Origin of the sequence: Streptomyces sp. NBC_01445 (genome assembly GCF_035918235.1) — a bacterium.
In the GTDB taxonomy this organism is placed as follows: Bacteria; Actinomycetota; Actinomycetes; order Streptomycetales; family Streptomycetaceae; genus Streptomyces.
In genome coordinates this window covers 2,030,181-2,049,911 of the sequence record NZ_CP109485.1, presented here as the reverse complement: position 1 = coordinate 2,049,911, position 19,731 = coordinate 2,030,181, and the positions used below count along the sequence as shown (strand labels likewise).

At 67.5% G+C, this 19,731-nt stretch carries 18 protein-coding genes and 1 pseudogene; 9 read left to right on the top strand and 10 right to left on the bottom strand.

Going from position 1 to position 19,731, the window contains the following annotated elements; genetic code table 11:
* Window positions 1-149: 149 nt before the first annotated feature.
* Both OG574_RS09690 and OG574_RS52715 read right to left on the bottom strand, forming a co-directional pair.
* Entirely contained in the window at window positions 150-518 is a 369-nt protein-coding gene (locus OG574_RS09690; protein ID WP_326772805.1) for a hypothetical protein, read from the bottom strand.
* A gap of 216 nt (window positions 519-734) precedes the next feature.
* A complete protein-coding gene (locus OG574_RS52715; RefSeq protein ID WP_442816920.1) occupies window positions 735-1,022 on the bottom strand; it encodes a transposase in 288 nt (95 codons plus the stop codon).
* A 409-nt stretch (window positions 1,023-1,431) separates the two neighbouring features.
* On the opposite strand from OG574_RS52715, the gene OG574_RS09680 reads away from it, so the two are divergent.
* The 5 genes from OG574_RS09680 to OG574_RS09650 all read left to right on the top strand — a co-directional run bounded on the left by OG574_RS09680 (window position 1,432) and on the right by OG574_RS09650 (window position 5,770).
* Window positions 1,432-1,941: a transglycosylase SLT domain-containing protein gene (locus OG574_RS09680; protein WP_326772804.1), complete on the top strand. Its 510-nt coding sequence runs from the start codon at window positions 1,432-1,434 to the stop codon at window positions 1,939-1,941.
* A gap of 165 nt (window positions 1,942-2,106) precedes the next feature.
* Window positions 2,107-2,295: a hypothetical protein gene (locus OG574_RS09675; protein ID WP_326772803.1), complete on the top strand. Its 189-nt coding sequence runs from the start codon at window positions 2,107-2,109 to the stop codon at window positions 2,293-2,295.
* Window positions 2,296-2,313: 18 nt separating this feature from the next.
* Entirely contained in the window at window positions 2,314-2,493 is a 180-nt protein-coding gene (locus OG574_RS09670) for a hypothetical protein (RefSeq protein ID WP_326772802.1), read from the top strand.
* A 1,212-nt stretch (window positions 2,494-3,705) separates the two neighbouring features.
* Window positions 3,706-4,113 (top strand): STAS domain-containing protein, encoded by a 408-nt coding sequence (locus OG574_RS09655; RefSeq protein ID WP_326772801.1) that lies wholly within the window; start codon window positions 3,706-3,708, stop codon window positions 4,111-4,113.
* Window positions 4,114-4,747: 634 nt separating this feature from the next.
* Complete coding sequence (locus tag OG574_RS09650) at window positions 4,748-5,770, top strand: DNA-directed RNA polymerase subunit alpha (protein WP_326772800.1); 1,023 nt, start codon at window positions 4,748-4,750, stop codon at window positions 5,768-5,770.
* A gap of 410 nt (window positions 5,771-6,180) precedes the next feature.
* Here the strand turns inward: OG574_RS09650 and meaB are convergent, their stop codons facing one another.
* The 3 genes from meaB to OG574_RS09635 are packed head-to-tail and all read right to left on the bottom strand — an operon-like array spanning window position 6,181 to window position 11,198.
* The gene (gene meaB / locus OG574_RS09645) at window positions 6,181-7,161 is read right to left on the bottom strand and encodes a methylmalonyl Co-A mutase-associated GTPase MeaB (RefSeq protein WP_326772799.1); all 981 of its coding nucleotides are present in this window, start codon (window positions 7,159-7,161) and stop codon (window positions 6,181-6,183) included.
* Window positions 7,162-7,173: 12 nt separating this feature from the next.
* Window positions 7,174-9,387 (bottom strand): methylmalonyl-CoA mutase, encoded by a 2,214-nt coding sequence (scpA, locus tag OG574_RS09640; RefSeq protein WP_326772798.1) that lies wholly within the window; start codon window positions 9,385-9,387, stop codon window positions 7,174-7,176.
* Complete coding sequence (locus tag OG574_RS09635) at window positions 9,387-11,198, bottom strand: methylmalonyl-CoA mutase family protein (protein WP_326772797.1); 1,812 nt, start codon at window positions 11,196-11,198, stop codon at window positions 9,387-9,389. Before OG574_RS09635 ends, scpA begins: the two co-directional genes overlap by 1 nt.
* A gap of 481 nt (window positions 11,199-11,679) precedes the next feature.
* Between OG574_RS09635 and OG574_RS09630 the strand changes: the two are divergent.
* Together OG574_RS09630 and OG574_RS09625 are read left to right on the top strand one after the other, a co-directional pair.
* Window positions 11,680-12,422: pseudogene (locus OG574_RS09630) on the top strand (glycosyltransferase); the annotation flags it as partial.
* Complete coding sequence (locus OG574_RS09625; RefSeq protein ID WP_326772796.1) at window positions 12,376-13,548, top strand: RNA-guided endonuclease InsQ/TnpB family protein; 1,173 nt, start codon at window positions 12,376-12,378, stop codon at window positions 13,546-13,548. The pseudogene OG574_RS09630 and the gene OG574_RS09625, both read left to right, overlap by 47 nt.
* A gap of 60 nt (window positions 13,549-13,608) precedes the next feature.
* Here OG574_RS09625 and OG574_RS09620 read toward each other — a convergent pair whose 3' ends face one another.
* Window positions 13,609-15,063, bottom strand: a complete 1,455-nt coding sequence (locus OG574_RS09620; RefSeq protein WP_326772795.1) for an aminotransferase-like domain-containing protein — start codon at window positions 15,061-15,063, stop codon at window positions 13,609-13,611.
* Between OG574_RS09620 and OG574_RS09615 the strand changes: the two genes are divergently transcribed.
* Entirely contained in the window at window positions 15,058-15,681 is a 624-nt protein-coding gene (locus OG574_RS09615; RefSeq protein ID WP_326772794.1) for a DJ-1/PfpI family protein, read from the top strand. The genes OG574_RS09620 and OG574_RS09615 overlap by 6 nt on opposite strands.
* On the opposite strand, the gene OG574_RS09610 is transcribed toward OG574_RS09615, so the two are convergent.
* The 3 genes from OG574_RS09610 to OG574_RS09600 form a co-directional block, all read right to left on the bottom strand.
* Window positions 15,660-15,914: a DUF6207 family protein gene (locus tag OG574_RS09610; protein WP_326772793.1), complete on the bottom strand. Its 255-nt coding sequence runs from the start codon at window positions 15,912-15,914 to the stop codon at window positions 15,660-15,662. The genes OG574_RS09615 and OG574_RS09610 overlap by 22 nt on opposite strands.
* Window positions 15,915-16,046: 132 nt before the next feature.
* Complete coding sequence (locus OG574_RS09605) at window positions 16,047-17,096, bottom strand: hypothetical protein (protein ID WP_326772792.1); 1,050 nt, start codon at window positions 17,094-17,096, stop codon at window positions 16,047-16,049.
* Window positions 17,097-17,571: 475 nt separating this feature from the next.
* Window positions 17,572-17,745, bottom strand: a complete 174-nt coding sequence (locus tag OG574_RS09600) for a hypothetical protein (RefSeq protein WP_326772791.1) — start codon at window positions 17,743-17,745, stop codon at window positions 17,572-17,574.
* Between the two features lie 380 nt (window positions 17,746-18,125).
* Between OG574_RS09600 and OG574_RS09595 the strand changes: the two genes are divergently transcribed.
* Window positions 18,126-18,674 carry an ATP-binding protein gene (locus OG574_RS09595; RefSeq protein ID WP_326772790.1) on the top strand — a complete coding sequence of 183 codons (549 nt, stop codon included), beginning with the start codon at window positions 18,126-18,128 and terminating at the stop codon, window positions 18,672-18,674.
* On the opposite strand, the gene OG574_RS09590 is transcribed toward OG574_RS09595, so the two are convergent.
* Window positions 18,638-19,630 carry a TrmB family transcriptional regulator gene (locus OG574_RS09590; protein ID WP_326772789.1) on the bottom strand — a complete coding sequence of 331 codons (993 nt, stop codon included), beginning with the start codon at window positions 19,628-19,630 and terminating at the stop codon, window positions 18,638-18,640. The genes OG574_RS09595 and OG574_RS09590 overlap by 37 nt on opposite strands.
* Window positions 19,631-19,731: the final 101 nt, after the last annotated feature.

Here is a 19,731-nt window from a genome sequence, read left to right as displayed (position 1 = left end):
GTAGACATGAAGAAGCCGACCTGTCTAGACCTGCCCGGTGTGGATTCGATCGGCCGCTCCGGGCGCCTCAGGGGCCCTCCCCCTCCAGAGGGGCCGAGGAGCCGCACTCATCGCTCTCTTGCGGCGCTGGATGTGGTGGCAATCGGCCCTCACTGCAGGCGCAGGGTCAGCAGCGTGCGGATCGAGCGAACGGTGGGTGGGCGGCCTGGTCTCTTCGGCCGGCAGGTGTGGGCGTGGCGCTGCTTGGTCAGGTTGCGGTGCCGGCACAGCGCGGTGTCGGGTTGGATCGGCAGCTGGAGCTGGAGCCGGAGCCGGAGCCGGAGCTGGAGCCGGAGCCGGAGCCGGCGCAGAGCCTGGCGCGGGAGCGGCATCAGCAGAGCGGTGAGGAAGGCTCGGTCTTGGGAAGTGAACTTCCCTCGGTCCGCGCCGAGTTGCCGTTCGAGGACCGTGATCTGGTGGTGCAGGGCAAGGATCTCCGCGTCCTTGTCGCGGTCGCTCATCGGTACCAGTCGCAGCATGGCGAACGCGTTGGTGACGGTCGGCAGACGAGACGAAGCAACTCAAGCGCTCATCCTGTCGCAGCACCGCACAGACCCCTGAGCTGCACGGACGGCATTCTCGGCAGGCGCAGTGTCCGTGGCCACGTGGCGCTTGCGCCCTTTGATCTTCTTGCCCGCGTCGATGCCCTGGCTCGCCTCGGAGACGTTTGCGTGCCCTGTGTGCGGCGGGCCTTGTCACGCAGCAGATCGTGAACTTTTTGAGCGGTGCCGTCCACTTCCCACTTCGCGTAGTAGTCGTACACGGTCTTGCACGGAGGGAATGTCGTGCGGCAGGTACTCCCACGGGATGCCCGTGCGGCTGACGTAGAGGATGGCGTTCACGATGTCCCGTAGATCATGCGCCCGTGCCGCGGTTCCCGGGCCGGTCCGAGCGGCCCGCCATGCTCCGAACACTGGCTTGATCAACGCCCGACGGGCATCAGAGACGTCACTGCGATGAGGGCGCCGAGGTCCTGCAAGCAGATCAGTTGCCCTCTATGGGAGTGGCCCTCCGAGGGCATCGTCCTGGTCTCCGAACCGGGCTGAACGCGTGACCTGGGTAACGCGGAGGGGGGTCGGGCCTGTGAAGCACCCCATAGGAGCCAGATCACATACTAAAGGCGGTAGTGGCTGGCGGGGCCACTCTGGGGTGCATAGAAGCCACCTCATTCGGTCATTTCGGACATTCCTCCGTAGTGGGGTAGTACGTCACATCCTTGCGCCCCCTCTCGGGCATCGCTAACTATGGCTGTCGTCCCGGAGAACGGGTCGGAGCACGAGCGAAGACGCTCGCTCCGGACTCCCGGGACAGGACGCGGATCCCGACTCCGCTCCAGGCGCCACCACAGGCCGGCGCCGCACGATGTCCCCGAACATGAAGAGGTAATCCCGTATGACCTTCTCCACCCCGATCACCGCTGCCGCCCGCCCCACCACCTTCAAGCGCGCCACCGTCACGGTCCTGGCCGCCGCCGGTCTCGCGGGCGCAGCACTGACCTTCGCCCCGTCGCCCGCGCAGGCCGCCGAGCCCGCCGCGACGCCGAAGGCCGCTCACTCGGTGTCGACCAAGAAGGCCACCGACGGGAACAACGTCGACGGCTGGATCAACGAAGCCCTCAAGGTCATGAAGGCCAAGGGCATCCCCGGCTCCTACGAGGGTCTGAAGCGCAACATCATGCGTGAGTCCTCCGGCAACCCGAACGCCGTGAACGGCTACGACGTGAACGCGGTCAAGGGCACCCCGTCCAAGGGCCTGCTCCAGGTCATCCAGCCGACCTTCGACGCCTACCACGTCGCCGGCACCGCCAAGAGCCTGACGGACCCGGTCGCCAACATCACCGCGGCCGCCAACTACGCCGCCGACCGCTACGGCTCCATCGACAACGTCAACTCCGCGTACTGAGTCGCCGTCACCACACGCACACGCCGTAACTGATCCACGGCACATCTCAACCCTCGAACGGAGGGCAGCGCCCATGCCGCACACCAGCGGAGCCGAAGGACACGCGCCCTCAGCCGACGCCCTTGAACACCCGCGCTCGGCGCCGTCCTCGTCGGCGGCGGTGGTGTGGCCTACGCATGGTCGCACCTGAACGGGAATCTCAAGGGCACGGACATCAACCGCGCCGAATCGATCGACGTGGTCGGCGACCCCGCCAGGGCGTACGAGCTCGCCGACACCGCGACCAAGACCGTGAGCGCCGACTCCGGTCTCGCGTCCGCGGACAAACTGCTCCGCCTGGCGAAGGACCTGTAGGGCATCAGCCCCGACCACATGAACATGGTCACGCTGCCGGTCAGCCACGACGCCCAGGACGCCGGCTGCGTCCTGCCACTGACCAAGGCGTCCCACCAGGTCTGGCAGGCCCTGCGCGACGACCGTCCTATCCCGAAATCCGCGACCGAGAACTCGGTGGCCGCTCGGACCGACTCACCGGTGTCCGCCGGCGCCTGAGGGGCGTCGGGCAAGCACCCAGTTGCTCACATCGACCGCGAGGACGATTCGCCCGTCGGCCGCCCTTGGCGGCGGGCATTGATCCAGCTCCACGCCGTAGCGGCCCGACGTGGCGCGAGTTCCTGACCGCGCAAGCCGAAGGCATCATCGCCTGCGACTTCGTCCACATCGACCTGGTTGATCTGCGCCGGGTCTACGCGCTCGTGTTCCTCGAGCACGGCACACGCCGGCTACGCATGAACGGGGCATCGGCACCCTGCGGCCCGAGGTCCTCGGCCACCTCTTGATCTGGAACGAGTTCCACGCCTGGCACGTCCTCGATGAGTACGCCCGGCATCACCACGGTCATCGCCCCCGCCAGGCTCGCCGACAGCTCCCTCCCCTCGCCCGGGAGCACCCGACACCCATGGTCGCCACGTCCGCTCACCCGGTGCTACGCACCCGAATACTCGGCGGCGTGATCAACGCGTACAAATAGGCCACCTGACCAGGGGCGATGAGTTTCCGAACGGCGCACGATGCGTACGGTCCGAGGGGCACCGAACCCGCGATGCGGGACGAGGGGAGCCCGTAAATGACGGGCGCGCGGTTCTCGGAGAACACGAGGGTGCGCCGGGCGGTGATCGCCGGGTGGCTCAGGTCCGCGACCGGCGCGAATGGCTGAGGTGGGCAGGGCCGCCGGGTGCGCGGAAGGTCTGTCGGGGACCAGGGTTGCCTGCGGGAACTTGTGCTGCTGCGTTGCGTTGCGCGGTCGATGCCGGCTGCGTGGAGGATCTCCCAGGCCATGGACGGGGCGATCGGATAGTTGAGGTGGGCGAGTTCGCCCTGTATCCGGAGGTGGCCCCAGTTGCTGTTCTCCCGGGCCAGGCGCAGGATGAGGTGTTCGAGCGGCACAGGGTCGGCACCAACCGCTTCGCAGCGGGGGCGGAGCCGGTCACCCGCAAGGCCGGGGCGGCCGACCGGTCTGGAAGGGCACCGTTATGGCCGAACAGATCGTCTTGGACGCCGCTGAGGATGTGGATCACAGCCGGAGCTGCTCTCGCCGAGTGGCTGACCAGGAGCCGGTGACCAGTACGTGAGACCAGTGGTGGCGATCACTGCCGTTCACGCGAACTGGCCCCTTGCGGAGGCCTTGATCGGGCACCGGCCGGCCGTCTCCACCGCACGCTTCTGGGCATCCCACGCCGCCTCGAGACGTGAGGAGGGATGGCAATGCGAACCAACATCATCCGGCACGAGAACATGATGGTGAGCTACGACGTGGTCAACGGCTGGACGGTCATCGAGGTCGACGGTGAGGTCGACGCCCACACCGCCCCCGTGATCCGCGAAGGAGTGATCAAGCTCCTCAATGAGGGACACTCCCATTTCGTCCTGGACCTGGGCTTTGTCACCTTCATGGATTCGATGGGGCTGGGCATGATCGTGGCGATCACCAAGCGCCTCCGTGAACACGAAAGCGCACTGCGTATCGCGTCCGCCTCCAGCCGGGTACTGAAGATCTTCGACCTGAGCGGCATGCGCGAGAGCTACGAAATCTTCCCCTCGACGGCGGAAGCTACGGCGTCTGCTCCATTGCCTGGCAGCCTCGCGCACTGGCCGCATCCATCCTCCGGCTGAGGAGGGCGCCACTGAGTGTCGGGTGTGCGGCAACTTGAGGGTCTCGGCAGCGCGCGGTCCGGCCAGGTGAGCTTCGGTTGTCGATCTGCCGCTGCGGTACGGCGAGTTGGTGGCGCAGCGTCATGATCTCCGCGTCCTTGTCCCGGTCCCTCATCGGTAGGAGCCGTATCAAGGTGAACATGCTTGTCAGGGCCAGTCAGACAGTCGCATCAGCACCGGATCATCCTGGCGCCGGCCGTTGCTGCCCGGCAATCACCGAGGACGCCCCTCCATCACCGGCGATTGCCAGGAACTCACGACCACGCCCCTGCGGGACCTGACCAGCGGGGACGAGGTTTCTGGCATCAGCAAGGTGCTCCGTGCCGGCAACGACCCCACCGGACTGGAGGCGGAAGGCCGCTGTCACACCCGGCTGTACGAGTCCCGGCCCTCGGCGTATGACTGACGCCCAGGAGCAGGAGCAGCTGATCGTCGGGCCCCACGCCAGCGAGAGCTGGGCCCGCCGAGTGGTCGGCAGACGGGCGGAGTCGGGCAGTTCGGCCTCTTCGGAGGCTGTATCGCCCAGATCGCACGTACCCTTCGTGGTGTCTACGGCGCCACATAGCGGGCGCCGAACTACTGGAGGCAACACCTCGTGCTGATTGCTCAGCGTCCGTCCCTGACCGAAGAGGTCGTCGACGAGTTCCGCTCCCGGTTCGTCATCGAGCCGCTGGAGCCGGGCTTCGGTTACACCCTCGGCAACTCGCTTCGCCGGACCCTTCTCTCCTCGATCCCGGGTGCGGCGGTCACGTCCATCCGTATCGACGGTGTCCTGCACGAGTTCACCACCGTGCCGGGCGTCAAGGAAGACGTCACCGACCTCATCCTCAACATCAAGCAGCTCGTCGTGAGCAGCGAGCAAGACGAGCCGGTCGTGATGTACCTGCGCAAGCAGGGCCCGGGTCTGGTCACCGCCGCCGACATCGCGCCCCCGGCCGGTGTCGAGGTGCACAACCCCGACCTCGTCCTCGCCACGCTCAACGGCAAGGGCAAGCTGGAGATGGAGCTGACCGTCGAGCGCGGTCGCGGCTATGTCTCCGCCGTTCAGAACAAGCAGGTCGGTCAGGAGATCGGGCGCATCCCGGTCGACTCGATCTACTCGCCGGTCCTGAAGGTCACGTACAAGGTCGAGGCGACCCGTGTCGAGCAGCGCACCGACTTCGACAAGCTGATCGTCGACGTCGAGACGAAGCAGGCCATGCGTCCGCGTGACGCCATGGCGTCGGCCGGTAAGACCCTGGTCGAGCTGTTCGGTCTCGCCCGCGAGCTGAACATCGACGCCGAGGGCATCGACATGGGCCCGTCCCCCACGGACGCCGCGCTCGCTGCCGATCTGGTACTGCCGATCGAGGAGCTGGACCTCACCGTTCGGTCGTACAACTGCCTCAAGCGCGAGGGCGTCCACTCCGTGGGTGAGCTCGTGGCCCGTTCCGAGGCGGACCTCCTGGACATCCGCAACTTCGGTGCGAAGTCGATCGACGAGGTCAAGGCGAAGCTGGCCGGTATGGGCCTCGGACTCAAGGACTCGCCTCCCGGCTTCGACCCGACCGCCGCCGCCGACGCCTTCGGCGCCGACGACGACGCGGACGCGGGGTTCGTGGAGACCGAGCAGTACTGAACGCTGCGCTGCGCCGGGTCCCGAGAGCCGGGAAGGCAGGGGAGCCGCTGACGCGGTCACAGCCGCTGGAAGACCGCACCCCCTTTCCCCGTGAGGGGGCGCGGGATCCCCTGGCGCTACCTCGACGAACGCAGCGATGCGACGGTGGCCGAGCTCGTCCAGGCAGGCTCGCGCCTGCCGAAAACCTCATCCGTGTATCTCAGGCGGCATGTCGGTACTCGTGGATCACTCCACCAAGGCGGTCGCGCCGACGTAGACCATGGAACGGCATCTGTGACTCCCCGGCTCATCCGAGGAACGGCACCAGGGAAGGCGACGCCGAGTCGGCGCGACATGGTCGAGGTGCCGCACCTTCGTAGCGCCGCGCCGTGTGAGGGCCTGCTGAGGCCGCACGGCACGGGTATCCGACCTCATCCGTTCCGGAACACGTCCAGGATCCGCTCCGCGGCCAGCGTGGCCGTGAGCTCTCCCTCCCGTACCTGACGCTCCAGGTCCGGGGTCAGCGACCGGACCGCCGGGTCGGCGTGCAGGCGGCCGAGCAGTTCGTCGCGGACCATGGCCCAGGTCCAGTCGATCTGCTGGTCGCGGCGGCGGGCGGCGAGACGGCCGGCGGAGTCCAGCAGGGTGCGGTGTTGTTCGAGCCGTTCCCACACGGCGTCGAGGCCGGTCGCCTCTCGTGCGCTGCAGCTGAGCACCGGTGGAGTCCAGAAGGCGTCTTTGCCGTGCATCAGCCGCAGCGCGCCCGCGAGTTCACGGGCGGCGGCCCGGGCGTCACGCTCGTGAGGCCCGTCCGCTTTGTTGACACTGATCACGTCGGCGAGTTCCAGGACACCCTTCTTGATGCCCTGCAACTGGTCACCGGTCCGTGCGAGCGTGAGCAGCAGGAAGGTGTCGACCATGTTGGCGACGGCGGTCTCGGACTGACCGACACCGACGGTCTCCACCAGCACCACGTCGTAGCCCGCTGCCTCCATGACCACGATCGACTCACGGGTGGCTTTGGCGACCCCGCCGAGCGTTCCAGAGGTGGGGGAGGGGCGCACGAACGCCGCAGGGTCGACGGCGAGTCGCTCCATGCGGGTCTTGTCGCCCAGGATGGACCCGCCGGTCCGGCTGGATGACGGGTCGACGGCGAGCACGGCCACTCGGTGCCCGAGGCCGGTGAGCATCGTGCCGAAGGCGTCGATGAACGTCGACTTGCCCACGCCCGGCACTCCGCTGATCCCGATGCGCCGGGAGCGGCCGCTGTGGGGCAGCAGCTCGGTCAGCAACTCCTGTGCCAGGGTGCGGTGTTGGGGACGGGTGGACTCGACGAGAGTGATCGCGCGCGCGATGACGGCCCGTTTCCCGTCCAGGACGCCCTTGACGTACGTGTCGAGTTCGATGGCCATGGGGTCACCCGCTCACAGCTGGTCGTGGCCGAGGTCGGTCGCCAGCCGGGACACCAGGTCATGGGCCGCGTCAGGGATCACGGTGCCGGGCGGGAACACGGCCGCCGCTCCCATCTCGAGCAGGGTGGGGACATCGGCGGGCGGGATCACGCCGCCCACCACGACCATGATGTCCTCGCGCTCCTCCTCGGCGAGCGCCTCGCGCAGCGCCGGTACGAGCGTGAGGTGCCCCGCCGCCAGCGATGACACCCCGACGATATGGACGTCCGCCTCGACGGCCTGTCGCGCCACTTCCGCCGGGGTCTGGAACAGCGGGCCGACGTCGACGTCGAAACCGAGGTCGGCGAAGGCGGTGGCGATGACCTTCTGACCGCGGTCGTGACCGTCCTGGCCCATCTTGGCGACCAGTATGCGGGGGCGGCGCCCCTCGGCTTCGGCGAATGCGTCGACGCGGGTGCGGGTGCGGTCCACGGTCGGGGATTCGCCTGCTTCGTTGCGGTACACACCGGAGATCGTACGGATCTGCCCCGCGTGGCGGCCGTAGACCTTCTCCAGGGCGTCGGAGATCTCTCCGACGGTCGCCATCGCGCGGGCCGCGTTCACGGCGAGCTCAAGAAGATTGCCTGTACCGGCCGCGGCCTGGGTGAGGGCGTCGAGCGCCTCCTGGCATGCCGCCGGGTCCCGCTCCTCGCGCAACCTGCGCAGTTTGGCGATCTGTTGGGCCCGTACCGAGGAGTTGTCGACCTTGAGGACCTCGATCTCCTCGTCGGAGTCCACTCGGTACTTGTTCACCCCGATGACGGGCTGCCGTCCGGAGTCGATACGCGCCTGGGTACGGGCCGCGGCCTCCTCCACGCGCAGCTTCGGGATTCCGGCGTCGATGGCCTGCGCCATGCCGCCCGCTTGTTCCACCTCCTGGATGTGCTGCCAGGCCCGGCGTGCCAGGTCGTAGGTCAGCTTCTCCACGTAGGCGCTGCCACCCCACGGGTCGATCACGCGCGTGGTGCCGGACTCCTGCTGGATCAGGAGCTGCGTGTTCCGCGCGATCCGCGCCGAGAAGTCGGTGGGCAGCGCGAGTGCCTCGTCAAGTGCGTTGGTGTGCAACGACTGGGTGTGCCCCTGGGTCGCCGCCATCGCCTCCACACATGTACGGGTGACGTTGTTGAACACGTCCTGTGCGGTGAGCGACCAGCCGGATGTCTGCGAATGGGTGCGCAGGGAGAGGGACTTGGCGTTCTTCGGGTCGAACTGCTTGACGAGCTTCGCCCAGAGCAGGCGTGCCGCCCGGAGCTTGGCGACTTCCATGAAGAAGTTCATGCCGATCGCCCAGAAGAACGACAGGCGGGGCGCGAACGCGTCCACGTCCAAGCCCGCTTCCCGGCCGGCCCGGATGTACTCCACACCGTCGGCGAGGGTGTAGGCCAGTTCCAAGTCGGCTGTCGCGCCCGCCTCTTGGATGTGGTAGCCGGAGATGGAGATGGAGTTGTACCGCGGCATCCGCTGGGAGGTGTACGCGAAAATGTCGGAGATGATCCGCATCGACGGCTTCGGCGGATAGATATAGGTGTTGCGGACCATGAACTCCTTGAGGATGTCGTTCTGGATGGTCCCGGCCAACTTCTCCGGTGGCACGCCCTGTTCCTCTGCCGCCACGATGTACAGCGCGAGCACCGGCAGCACGGCGCCGTTCATCGTCATCGACACCGTCATCCTGTCCAGCGGAATCCCGTCGAACAGCTGGCGCATGTCGTAGATCGAATCGATGGCGACGCCCGCCATACCGACGTCGCCGGTCACCCGCGGATGATCGCTGTCGTAACCCCGGTGCGTGGGCAGGTCGAAGGCGACGGACAGGCCCTTCTGACCTGCGGCCAGGTTACGCCGGTAGAAGGCGTTCGACTCCTCGGCTGTGGAGAAACCCGCGTACTGACGGATCGTCCACGGCTGATTCACGTACATCGTCGGGTACGGGCCCCGCAGGTACGGTGCGACGCCTGGATAGGTGTCCAGGAAGTCCAGACCGTCGAGGTCCTGCACGGTGTAGAGCGGCTTGACCGGGATGCCTTCCGGGGTCTCCCACAGCAGGTCCCCACCGTCCGCGGCCTTCTTCACCGCCGTCCGCCATTCGTCGGGCCCGGCATCGACGAGAGGTGTCCCGAGCGAGAGAGTCGAGAAGTCGGGGATGGAGGAGCCGGCCGCATCGGAGGGGTGGAACGGGCTGGGCATCAGGACACTCCCATACGGTCGAGCGTGGCGGACAGGACGTCCGCTGCGTCACAGCCTGCGAAGACATAGGTGTCGACCCCGGCGTATGTCGCCGGCCGGCCGGCGAGGAACACCTGCCGGGCGCCGGCCGCGCGCAGCTGCTGAGCGGCGGCCTCGGCCTGCTCCGCGTACACCTGGTCACTGGAGCACAGGCACACAGCTTGCGCGCCGCTCGCCTCGAAGGTGCCATCGGCCACGGGTTCGATGCCACCTGCCTGGAAGAGGTTGGCGGCGAAGGTGAGCCGAGCGGAGTGGGCGGCGGCCGGGCCCAGCGGAGCGAGGAACACGCGGGGCCTGCTGCCGGACGCAGCGAGATGGGCGTCCGACCGGGACCTCAGCGCTTCGAAGGCTTCGTCCCGGCGTACCCGCGGCAGACCTCCGGACGGCGCCTCGGGCGCCGGCTCACGGACGACCGGCTTCTCGTCGAGGAACGGGAACTCGCTGACGCCGGTGACCGGCTCGCGTCGCTTCGCCAGATTCCTGCTGCGAAGGGACCAGCTCTCGGCCAGGCGCTCGCGGATCATCCCCGACCGCAGCGCGGCCGCCTGGCCGCCCGCACGCTCGATCTCCTGGAAGAAGTCCCATGCCGCGTGGGCGAGTTCGTCGGTCAGGCGCTCCACATACCAGGAACCCCCGGCCGGATCGATCACGCGGGCCAGGTGCGACTCCTCGATGAGGATGGTGGAGGTGTTGCGGGCGATACGCCGGGCGAAGCCATCCGACAGGCCGAGAGCTTGGTCGAAGGGCAGTACGGTCACGGCATCGGCGCCGCCAACCCCTGCGGCCAGAGTGGCGACGGTGCTGCGCAGCATGTTCACCCAGGGATCGCGCCGCGTCATCATCACCGGTGACGTCACCGCGTGCTGGAGTTGCGCTCCGTGCTGCGGGGCTCCGCAGGCCTCGGCCACCCGTCCCCACAGACGCCGTGCCGCGCGGAACTTGGCGATCGTGAGGAATTGATCGGCGCTCGCTGCGTAACGGAACTCCAACTGTGCAAGGGCCTGTTGGATGTTCAGCCCGGCCGACGTCAGTGCACGAAGGTAGGCAACGCCGGTCGCCAGGGAGCAGCCCAGTTCCTGAGCAGTGGAGCCGCCGGCCTCGTGATAGGGCAGGGCGTCCACCATCAGTGCCCGCAGCCCGGGCCGGTCCGCGACGCACCGGCCGGCGAGCTCGTAGACCGGCGCGCCGTCGTACGACTCGCCGGTGCGGGCCTCGTGGCCGAGCGGGTCCCCGCCCAGACTGCCGCGCACCGCGTCGGAGGCGATGCCCGCTTCGTCGTACATGCGCAGTAGTTGTGCCGCGGCTGCAGGACTCTCCGTGCCCGCGTCGAGGACGACCGGAGCGAGATCCAGATAGACGCCGTCGAGAGCGGCAGGCAACGCGGAGACGGGGAAGCCGGTGTGCTCGCCGACGGTGAGCCACAGTGAGGTGACGCCGTTCTCGAGGTCAGTGAGCACCGCACCGGAGTCCGCGACGCTGTGCAGTTGACGCACATCCCAGCCGCCGACCGCCTGTCCTTCGGCGCGGCCACCGCGTACGAAGGGGGCGAATCCAGGCATCCCGGTTGCGGGGGTGGCATCGCGAGGCGTGTACAGAGGGTGGGCGCGCAGCCCGTCCTCGAGGGTGGTGGACAGGGCGTCTTCTGCCTCCTCGGCCGAGACTTCCTTGCCCGACTTGCGCAGAACACCTGCTACGAGGTGCTGCCACTGCTCAAGTGTCGCGTCAGGGAACTCGGCGGCCAGGGAAAGCCCGTCGTCAGGCAGGACCGTCATGCCCGGATGCTAGGTCACATCGACAGATGAGCAGGAGATGACGCGGGTGTGACCTTGTTCTCCTTGCCTAGTGGGCGTCGGCTGCCTATGGGTTGGGGAACGGAACCTGTCGCGGGAGCTGAGCCGTCTCCTGCGCCGCCGGGTGACGCGGAGCGAGAAGGACCACCTGAGTGCCGTCCCGCGAGGAGCCTGCGAGGGCTGAGACGCTGACCTGACGCCCGCCTCGGTGCTGGTAGAAGGTCAGAGCCGACCGATCCAGGACGTCCGTCGACACCCATGCGCGGTCGTCCAGAGCGGGCAGCAGCAAGACATCCAGCAGACCGGCGCTGACTCCGCGGCCGCGTGCCACGGGGCGACCGTCAGGTCAGTCATCTGCAGAGCGTCCACCGGCCGCTCGCACGAGGTCTGCTCATGTGCCGGAGAGGTCGGATCGGCCGACCGGAGCGCTGTGCCGAAGCCGCACAGCCGACTGCCGACACGCGCCGTCACGGTCGTCACCGAACTGGGTCAGGGCTTCGCCGACGCGATGAACGATCCACGGCACCGCTCGGCTGGCATCTTGCCGAGTCCACGGGCACACCGAGCCTTGGTGTACCTCCAACCCACGGCGCCGACAGGTGACTTCCCGCCCGTCGTCACAGGCACGCGCTCACTGGGCCGTCAGGCCAACGCGCAACCGGACGCTTCGCTCTGCGGATGGCCGACCGTGTCTACGAGCAGGCGGTCGCAAGGCTGCGCCACCACGTCCAGTTGCCCGCGCTCTCCGCCTCCGCGATGCGCCGACGGCAGGAACAGGCGAACTGGCCCATCTTGCACGGGTTCAGCACGGCCCTGGTGCCACGCCCCGCCGACTGGCGCCCCGGTCTGGATGTCGTGGGCAACTGGTGGCCTCATCACGATGCGACCGAGCGGCTGCCTGCCGGCCTGGAGGACTTCCTGCGTGCCGGACCTCGGCCCGTCCTCATCGGCTTCGGGAGCGCGGGAGGAGTCGCATCCACGGGGTGCGACGCGGAGCGTCGCCGTGATGTGCCGCAGGCGATGACGGCTGCGGAGCGGCTGGGAGGCGTTTCGGCGGAGCCGGGCTACGGCGGTGTGCGCGGGGCGGGTTTCGCTCGTTCGGGTGGGGCGGGGGCGAACGTGTGGTGGATTTTCGTTCAGGTGTATAGGTTCGCTGATCGTGAAGCTGGTGGTGCGGGTAAAGCTGCTGCCGACGCTCGTACAGGCGGCGGCACTTGAGGCGACCCTGCACGCCTGCAATCAAGCGGCGACCTGGGCGGCCGGGGTTGCTTTCGAGGAAAACGCGCGACGTCCGCTGGAGTTGCGCAAGCACACCTATGCCGAGATCCGGGTCAGGTGGCAACTGGGCGCGCAGGCCGCCCAGCACGCGATCAAGAAATCCTGCGATGCCTACACCACCTTGAAGGCGAACCTGCGTAACGGTCGTTACGGGCGGCCCGGTTCCAGGCGGCACACTCGCGCCTCGGGCAAGCCGGTGGTCTTCCGGCCCGAGGCGGCGCAGCCTTACGACGACCGGATGCTGTCCTGGCAGCACGAGCAGCAAACGGTGTCGATCTGGTCCACGGCCGGTCGGCTGAAGAGCGTGGCGTTCACCGGGCAGGCTGAGCAGCTGGAGGTTTTGGCCGCGCACCGCAAGGGTGAGTCCGACCTGGTGTGCCAGGGCGGGAAATGGTTCTTGATCGCCACCTGCGAGATCCCCGAGGGGGTTCTGAACACTCAGCCGGTCGGGTTCCTCGGGGTGGATCTGGGGATCGTGAACATCGCGGTCACTTCCGATGGCGAGCGCCACTGCGGTCGCCGTGTCAATCGCAAGCGGGAGCAGGATCGCAAGCTGCGGTCCAAGCTGCAGAAGAAGCAGACCAAGTCCGCCAAGCGGCGGGCGAAGAAGCATGCGGGCAAGGAAGCCCGGCGCGCCAAGGACATCAACCACAAGATCAGCAAGCGGATCGTGGCGGAGGCTGAACGCACCGGTCGCGGGATCGCCCTGGAGACACTCACGGGCATCCGCGAGCGGGCACGGCTGAGAAAGCCCCAACGCACCACGCTCCACTCCTGGCCGTTCGCGCAACTCGGCTCGTTCATCGTCTACAAGGCGAAGCGGGCCGGGGTGCCGGTCGTCTACGTCGATCCGGCGTACACCAGCCAGGAATGCTCGAAGTGTCATCACACCGAACGCGGCAACCGGCCTGCCCAGGCTGTTTTCTCGTGCCGGGTCTGCGGCTTCGTTGAGCACGCGGACTGCAACGCGTCCCACAACATCGCCCACCGCGGGTGGTACGTGTGGGTCTGCGGGGCTCAGTCAACGGCCCCCGAACTCACCCTCATAGCGTGAGTCCTGGACGCAGCCGAACCCATCACAGCCAGTGATGACTCGAGCAGCAAGCCCGATCGTTCACGACCGGGCAGTTGACGCGTAGGCGTCCTCGACAGCGACTCGTCGCACCGTACGCAGCGTTGACCGGAGACTGTCCATGTCGGTCGAGCCCAGCGCGAGGCGGATCGCCTGCGGTGTGTGGATCGTGGTGGTGAACGGCTCGGCTGTGGATACCGAGATGTGCTGACGCGCGAGGGCGGCGGTCAGTCGATCGGCGCGTGCGTCGTCGGGCAGCGGCAGCCATGTGAAGTAGGACGAGGGGTGGCTGATGAGTGGTAGGCCTGCCAGCTCTTGTCGCGCGAGTGCTTGGCGGGCCTTGGCGTCGTCTCGCTTCTGCGCTTCCAAGCGGTCCACCGTGCCGTCCTCGAGCCAGCGGCAGGCGATCGCGGTGGTGAGGGCCGGGGTGTTCCAGATGGTCGCCCGAATCGCGCGTTCGAGCGACGGCACGGCAGATGGCGGCGCAACGACGAAGCCGACCCGGAGGCCGGTGGCGACGCTCTTGGACAGTCCTGAGACGTAGACGGTGATGTCCGGTGCGGTTGCAGCCAGAGGCGGTGGAGGGTCCTCCACCAGGTAGGCGTAGGCGGCGTCTTCGATGATGAGCGAACCGTGCTGTCGGGCGATCTCGATGAGGCGGGTTCGGTCAGGTGCTGGCATGACCCAGCCCAGAGGGTTGTGCAGGGTGGGCATGGAGTAGATCGCGCGCACAGGGCGGGTCGCGCACAACTGCTCGAGGGCGTCGAGATCCGGCCCGTCGGCGGTGGCGGGTATCGGTGCCAGGTCGAGATGCAGGGCGTGCGCGAGCACCTTGAAGCCCGGGTAGGTGAGTGCGTCGACCGCGACGACGTCGCCGGCGCTGAGCGTGGCCATGACGGTGATGGCCAGGCCGTGCTGCGCGCCGTTGGTGATGAGGACCTGATCCGCGTCGGTGGTGATTCCCCGACGCCTCAGGTGCCGTGCGATCGAGGCTCTGTCCTGGGGACGCCCTCGATGCGGTTGGTAGTGCAGCAGCGAGTCGATATCACCGGAGGTGGCCACTTCTCGTAGGGCCTGCCGAAGGAGGTCGGCTTGCCCAGGCAGCGACGGGTAGTTGAAGTTGAGGTCTACTGAATCCGTAGCGACGACCTGCTGATCGATGCCGTGACCGGCGGGAACAGCGATGTCACGCACGAACGTACCGCGGCCCTGTTCCCGGCTCACCAGACCCATCGTTTCCAGCTCGGCGTACACCCGGGTCGCGGTCACCACGGCGATGCCCTCACGGGCGGCGAGCGCGCGGTGTGTCGGCAGGCGTACGCCTGCGGCGAGCCGCCCCGTCCGGATGTCGGATGCGAGCGCGTCGACCAGCGTTTTGTACCGCGGGGCTGCCATGGAGTGGATTGTATGCATGACAATTCTTTGACTGTCCTGTTGGTGGGTCCTTACGGTCAAGTTCCACCCGCCGATCAACCCGGAAGGGCAGCCGCTGTGCACGTCGCCATCCTCACCTTCGAGGGCTACAACGAGCTCGATTCTCTGATCGCACTCGGTGTTCTCAATCGGATCAAGTCCGACGACTGGCGCGTCACCATCGCCACCCCCAGCCTCAAGGTGACGTCCATGAACGGGGTGGTCATCGAGCAGATGTCCACTCTCGAGGAGGCGTGCGCCGCTGATGCCGTCATCGTGGGCAGTGGCATCGCCACCCGCGAGGTAGTCGAAGACCCAGCGATCATGAACGTCCTGCGTCGCCTGGACCCCTCGCGCCAACTTATCGCGGCACAGTGCTCCGGTGCGCTTGTGCTGGCCAAGCTCGGCCTGCTCAACGACATCCCCGCCTGCACCGACCTGACCACCAAGCCCTGGGTCGTCGCCGCCGGCGTCGAGGTACTCAATCAGCCCTTCTACGCCAAGGACAACATCGCCACGGCCGGCGGCTGCCTGGCCTCGCACTACCTCGCCGCCTGGATCATCGCCCGCCTCGTGGGCAACGACGCTGCGGAACGCGCTCTGCACTATGTCGCCCCGGTCGGCGAGAAGGAGGAGTACATCGAGCGCGCCTGGCGCAACATCACGCCCTACCTGCCCGCTCACACCCCTGCGCTCGTCTGAACAATCAGTCGCAAGCAGTGACCGGCCAGGAAGCAGCGGGCCCAGCAGAAGCGCCTGCCATGAGGGGAGGCGCGTGGTGTGGTCAGGGGAAGCGCCTGAGGGACACGGTTCCGAAGGGCGTCTTTCTCGGCCGTCGCGGTCGCCCACTGTGCGGCGATCGCCTCCTGGAATGCCAGTGCCGTTCGGTTGTCAGCGGCTACGACGTCCACCTCGGTCAGACCTGGTCGTGCCACGTGCGCTTGCTTGGGTGGCTTTCCACGTGGCCAGACGACAGGTCGGCCACGTGGGTTCAAGCGGTGAACTTGGCGGACCCGCTGGTGCGCTGCGGTATAGAGGCCGGGGGTCGGCTGCGCGATGTGGGCAGGTCAGCCGGTGCAACCGGTCACGGGAGACGGGCTGCCAACGCAGTTGGTGGGAAGGTTTCCCGTGATGGGGGAGTGTTTGTTCACCACGACGTCTCCGGTCTCGTTGAACACGCCTCCGGGGGCACTGCCCGCTTTGTTCTTGATGACGGAGCTGAGGTTGAGGACGAGGTAGGAGCCGGAGTCGACGTTGTAGATACCGCCGGCCAGTAGACCGGCGGTGTTCTTCGCGATGGTGCTCCGGTTGAAGGTGGCTCTTCCGAGCTGTGCGTTGGTGACGCCGCCTCCGTGGTCGCTGGCGGTGTTGTCGACGATCGTGCTGTCGTTGACGGTCATCTGGTAGTTGTTCCAAAGGCCGCCGCCGTCGCCTGCCGTCACCCTGTTGCCGGTGATGGAGCTGCGGGTGATGGTGATCAGGCCGTCGTTGAAGACGCCTCCGCCAAAAAATCTACTGGCTGTGTTGCCCTCAATCGAGGTGGAAATGACGGAGGTGGCGCCTTCGCTGGAAATCCCCCCACCGGAGCCTGCGGCATTGTTGTTGGCAACTCTGGATCGAACGAGCCTCAGGGTTCCCAGGCTCTCAAGGCCGCCGCCGTTGTTACTGGCGGTGTTCCCTTTGACGAGGACAGATGTCGCGTGGAGTGTCCCCCCGTTTTGGACGAGGAGGCCCCCGCCGTCGCCGGTCACGTTGCCATTCTCGATTTTGAGATCGCTGAGGGTCGCCCTTCCACCGGTTGCGACATCGAGAAGGCGGAAGAGGTGCGCGGTGGTACCGCGCCGGAGAGTGGCGCCGTTTCCGTCAATCGTGACAGGAACCGTGATGGGAGGTGTCGCGTCATCACCCGAGAAGGGTGCTGTGAAGTCGTAGACGCAGCCCTTGGCGAGACTGAGTTTGCCAAAACCTTGGGTGTTGGCTCTGGTGATGGCGGCGATAAGAGCACTTGTCTTGCACCGCACATGCTCGGGGGTGTGGGCAGCCGCGGGGACGGCGGTGAAGGCGGTAGTGGCCGTAGCAATCGCGGCGGCACCGGCAAGGGCTCGGAGTGCGGGCAAGGCGGCATTCCCACTTTCGGATCGACGAGCATCAGGCTTACGACCTGCATGGGCGCGCAACACGAATACGCGACGGTGTTGAGAATGTGCCTTACCGATTTTCGGCACATGGAGCCACGCTGGCTGCTCCCTCGTTCGGTCGCCGAGGACAACCCGCGGAGACCTGCCACCCGACGCCCGGTTGCAGTGGCCGACGGGCGCCCCTTTCAGGAAGCTCGACCGTTCCTCGGCCCTGGCCGGGAACCGCCTTGTCGCGCCGTTTGTATCGCCACCCAGAAGTGTTGCCATCCGGCGCCGTTGATGTCACTTGAAATCCGTCGTGGCGCGATGCACCGTGAGTTCAATTCCCATACTCACCATAGGCGTTGGCCTGCGGTCGGGAGAATGCCTGCTACCGCCGCTGTCGCAGGAATCAAGGAGCCCGCCGTTGCACCTTGGTTCGGTGCAACGGCGGGCTGCGTCGGCGGAGGTGTTACTACAGCTCTCGCTCGATCTGGTTCTCGCTCACCTTGTCTTCGCGCAGGGTCGCCTCGTTCTGGACGGCATAGCGCGTCTGTGCCCCGCTGCCCTCGGCGCTGCGGATCTCGCCCCGCTGAAGCTCATCCTGCTGGTCCCGGTACTCCACTTGCTGTCCCTTGCGGTAAGGCATGGGGTTCTCCAAATCTCGTGTGGGTCGACGAGGGCCGGCCCCGCGCGTTCGGCAGCGGGCGCCCCACCCTCTTGGCGTCGGCGACTATCGCCAGGCGCATTGACAGCTCACCCCCAACTCCGTCCTACGGCAATCACTACGGGGCGAATGGGTGATACTTCGCTCGCCCCCGGCGTCAATGCCCCTGCGACGGAGGGTGCTACGAGCCCACCACTGTCGAGGCTTGACCTTCGTCCTGGCAGCCCGGTTGTTCCGCGCCTCCCGGCTCGGCCGATGTGTCCGGCCTCCTCGGGGAGATCTGGCATTCGCGGGCACAGCGCGCATGGCTCCGGGTATCCGTGCGGCGCCGACGTGCGGATCCCTGGTGAGGGCCGCTCATCGTGAGTGAACTCGCCACCAACGTCGTCCGTTACGGGGCGTCTCCGCTCCGGTTGCGCCTCATCGACGGTCCGACCCTGACGTGCGAAGTCAGCGATTCGAGCCTCCTCGCACCACACCTGCGGCACGCACACACCACGGACGAGGGCGGGCGCGGGCTGTTCATCTGTGCCGAGCTTGCCCACCGATGGGGCGCCCGCTTCACGAACCAGGGCAAGACGATCTGGACCGAGCGGAAGATGCCCTCGCCCGCGGCCGCTCCTAGGGTGTTGTTCCGGAACGTGCCCGCCGGTCGTGGGGATCGATCAGCCGCCGGAGGCGATTGTCGACGGGCCGACCTCGCTGTGTTGTGCATCCTCAGGGCAGGGCAGGGCAGGGCAGGGCAGGGCAGGGCAGGGCAGGGCGGGGCGGGGCGGGGCGGGGCGGGGCGGGGCGGGGCGGACGGTCCCGGTCCGGCCGATACCGGAGGCGTCGGCTGTGGTTCCAGCCGCCCCGTAGCCGGCCTCACGCCTGCTCAGTGTGGCTCCACCCACCCGTGTCGAATGGCGTAGCCGCCGAGCTGCATCCGGGTCCGGACCCCGGCTATGTCCATGAGGCGGCGTAGGCGTCGGTGCAGCGTGCGCGGTGACAGTCCGAGTTGTGTCGCGGCCGTCGGATCGGTCAGGCCTGCCAGCAGTAGGGCGAGGATCCTCCGGTCGAGGTCGCTCGGGCCTTCCGCACCGAGTTCGACGGTGGTTTCGGCTTCTCCGCCGGGGTCTGACAGTTCGAGCGGGTGGGCGGTGCGCCATACCGACTCGAACAGCGCGTCCAGGGCATCCAGCAGTCCGCTGCGGTGCAGCAGCACGGCGCCGGGCTCTCCGGCCGGTGTGTCCGCGAGCGGGACAAGGCCGAGGTCGGCGTCGGCCAGCACAAGCTTCATCGGCAGTTGGTCGGCGACACGCAGCTGCACGCCGTTGCGCAGTGAATCGATCGCATCGGTGATGATGCCCGGCTCTGCCAGCACGGCCCGGTCCAGTACCACCCGGAAGTGCACGCCGCGGCCGATGGCCATGGGTTCGGCCGTGTTCTCGCCGGGCGGCACGGCGAGGAACGGTGCGGTGATGAAGCTGCGGACCTGCGTGCGGGCTGCCTGCTGCACCTGGAGGAAGCGATGACGGATGGCGTCGACTCCCGTGACGACCTCGATCAGATCGTTGATGCTGTTCCCGGTCATCGCCGCCCGGTGTTCCTCGGCGAAGGTCACCAGTGCCTGCTCAGCCATCCGTAGCCCGTCTCGGCGCTGGCTGATGAGGGCGCCGAGCGCCATGGCCGGCGGCGCGGCGGTGAACTGCTCATCCGCCGACCCGATCACCAGTCCCCACTCGACCAGACGGGACAAGACCATGTCGACGTCAGCCTGCGATACGGCGAGCAGATCCGACAGCAGCACCGCGGTGGAGTCGGGCCGCCCGAGCAGCGCCCGGTAGACGCGCTCGTCATCGGGTTCGAGGCCCAGGACATCCAGCATCGGCGACCGACTCTCTTCCGCTTGCCGCAGCAGGGGGGAGTATGTGCCATGGCGGCTTACCCTGAATAGTCCCTGCTGGGAGCAGGTGTGACGGGAAGGGC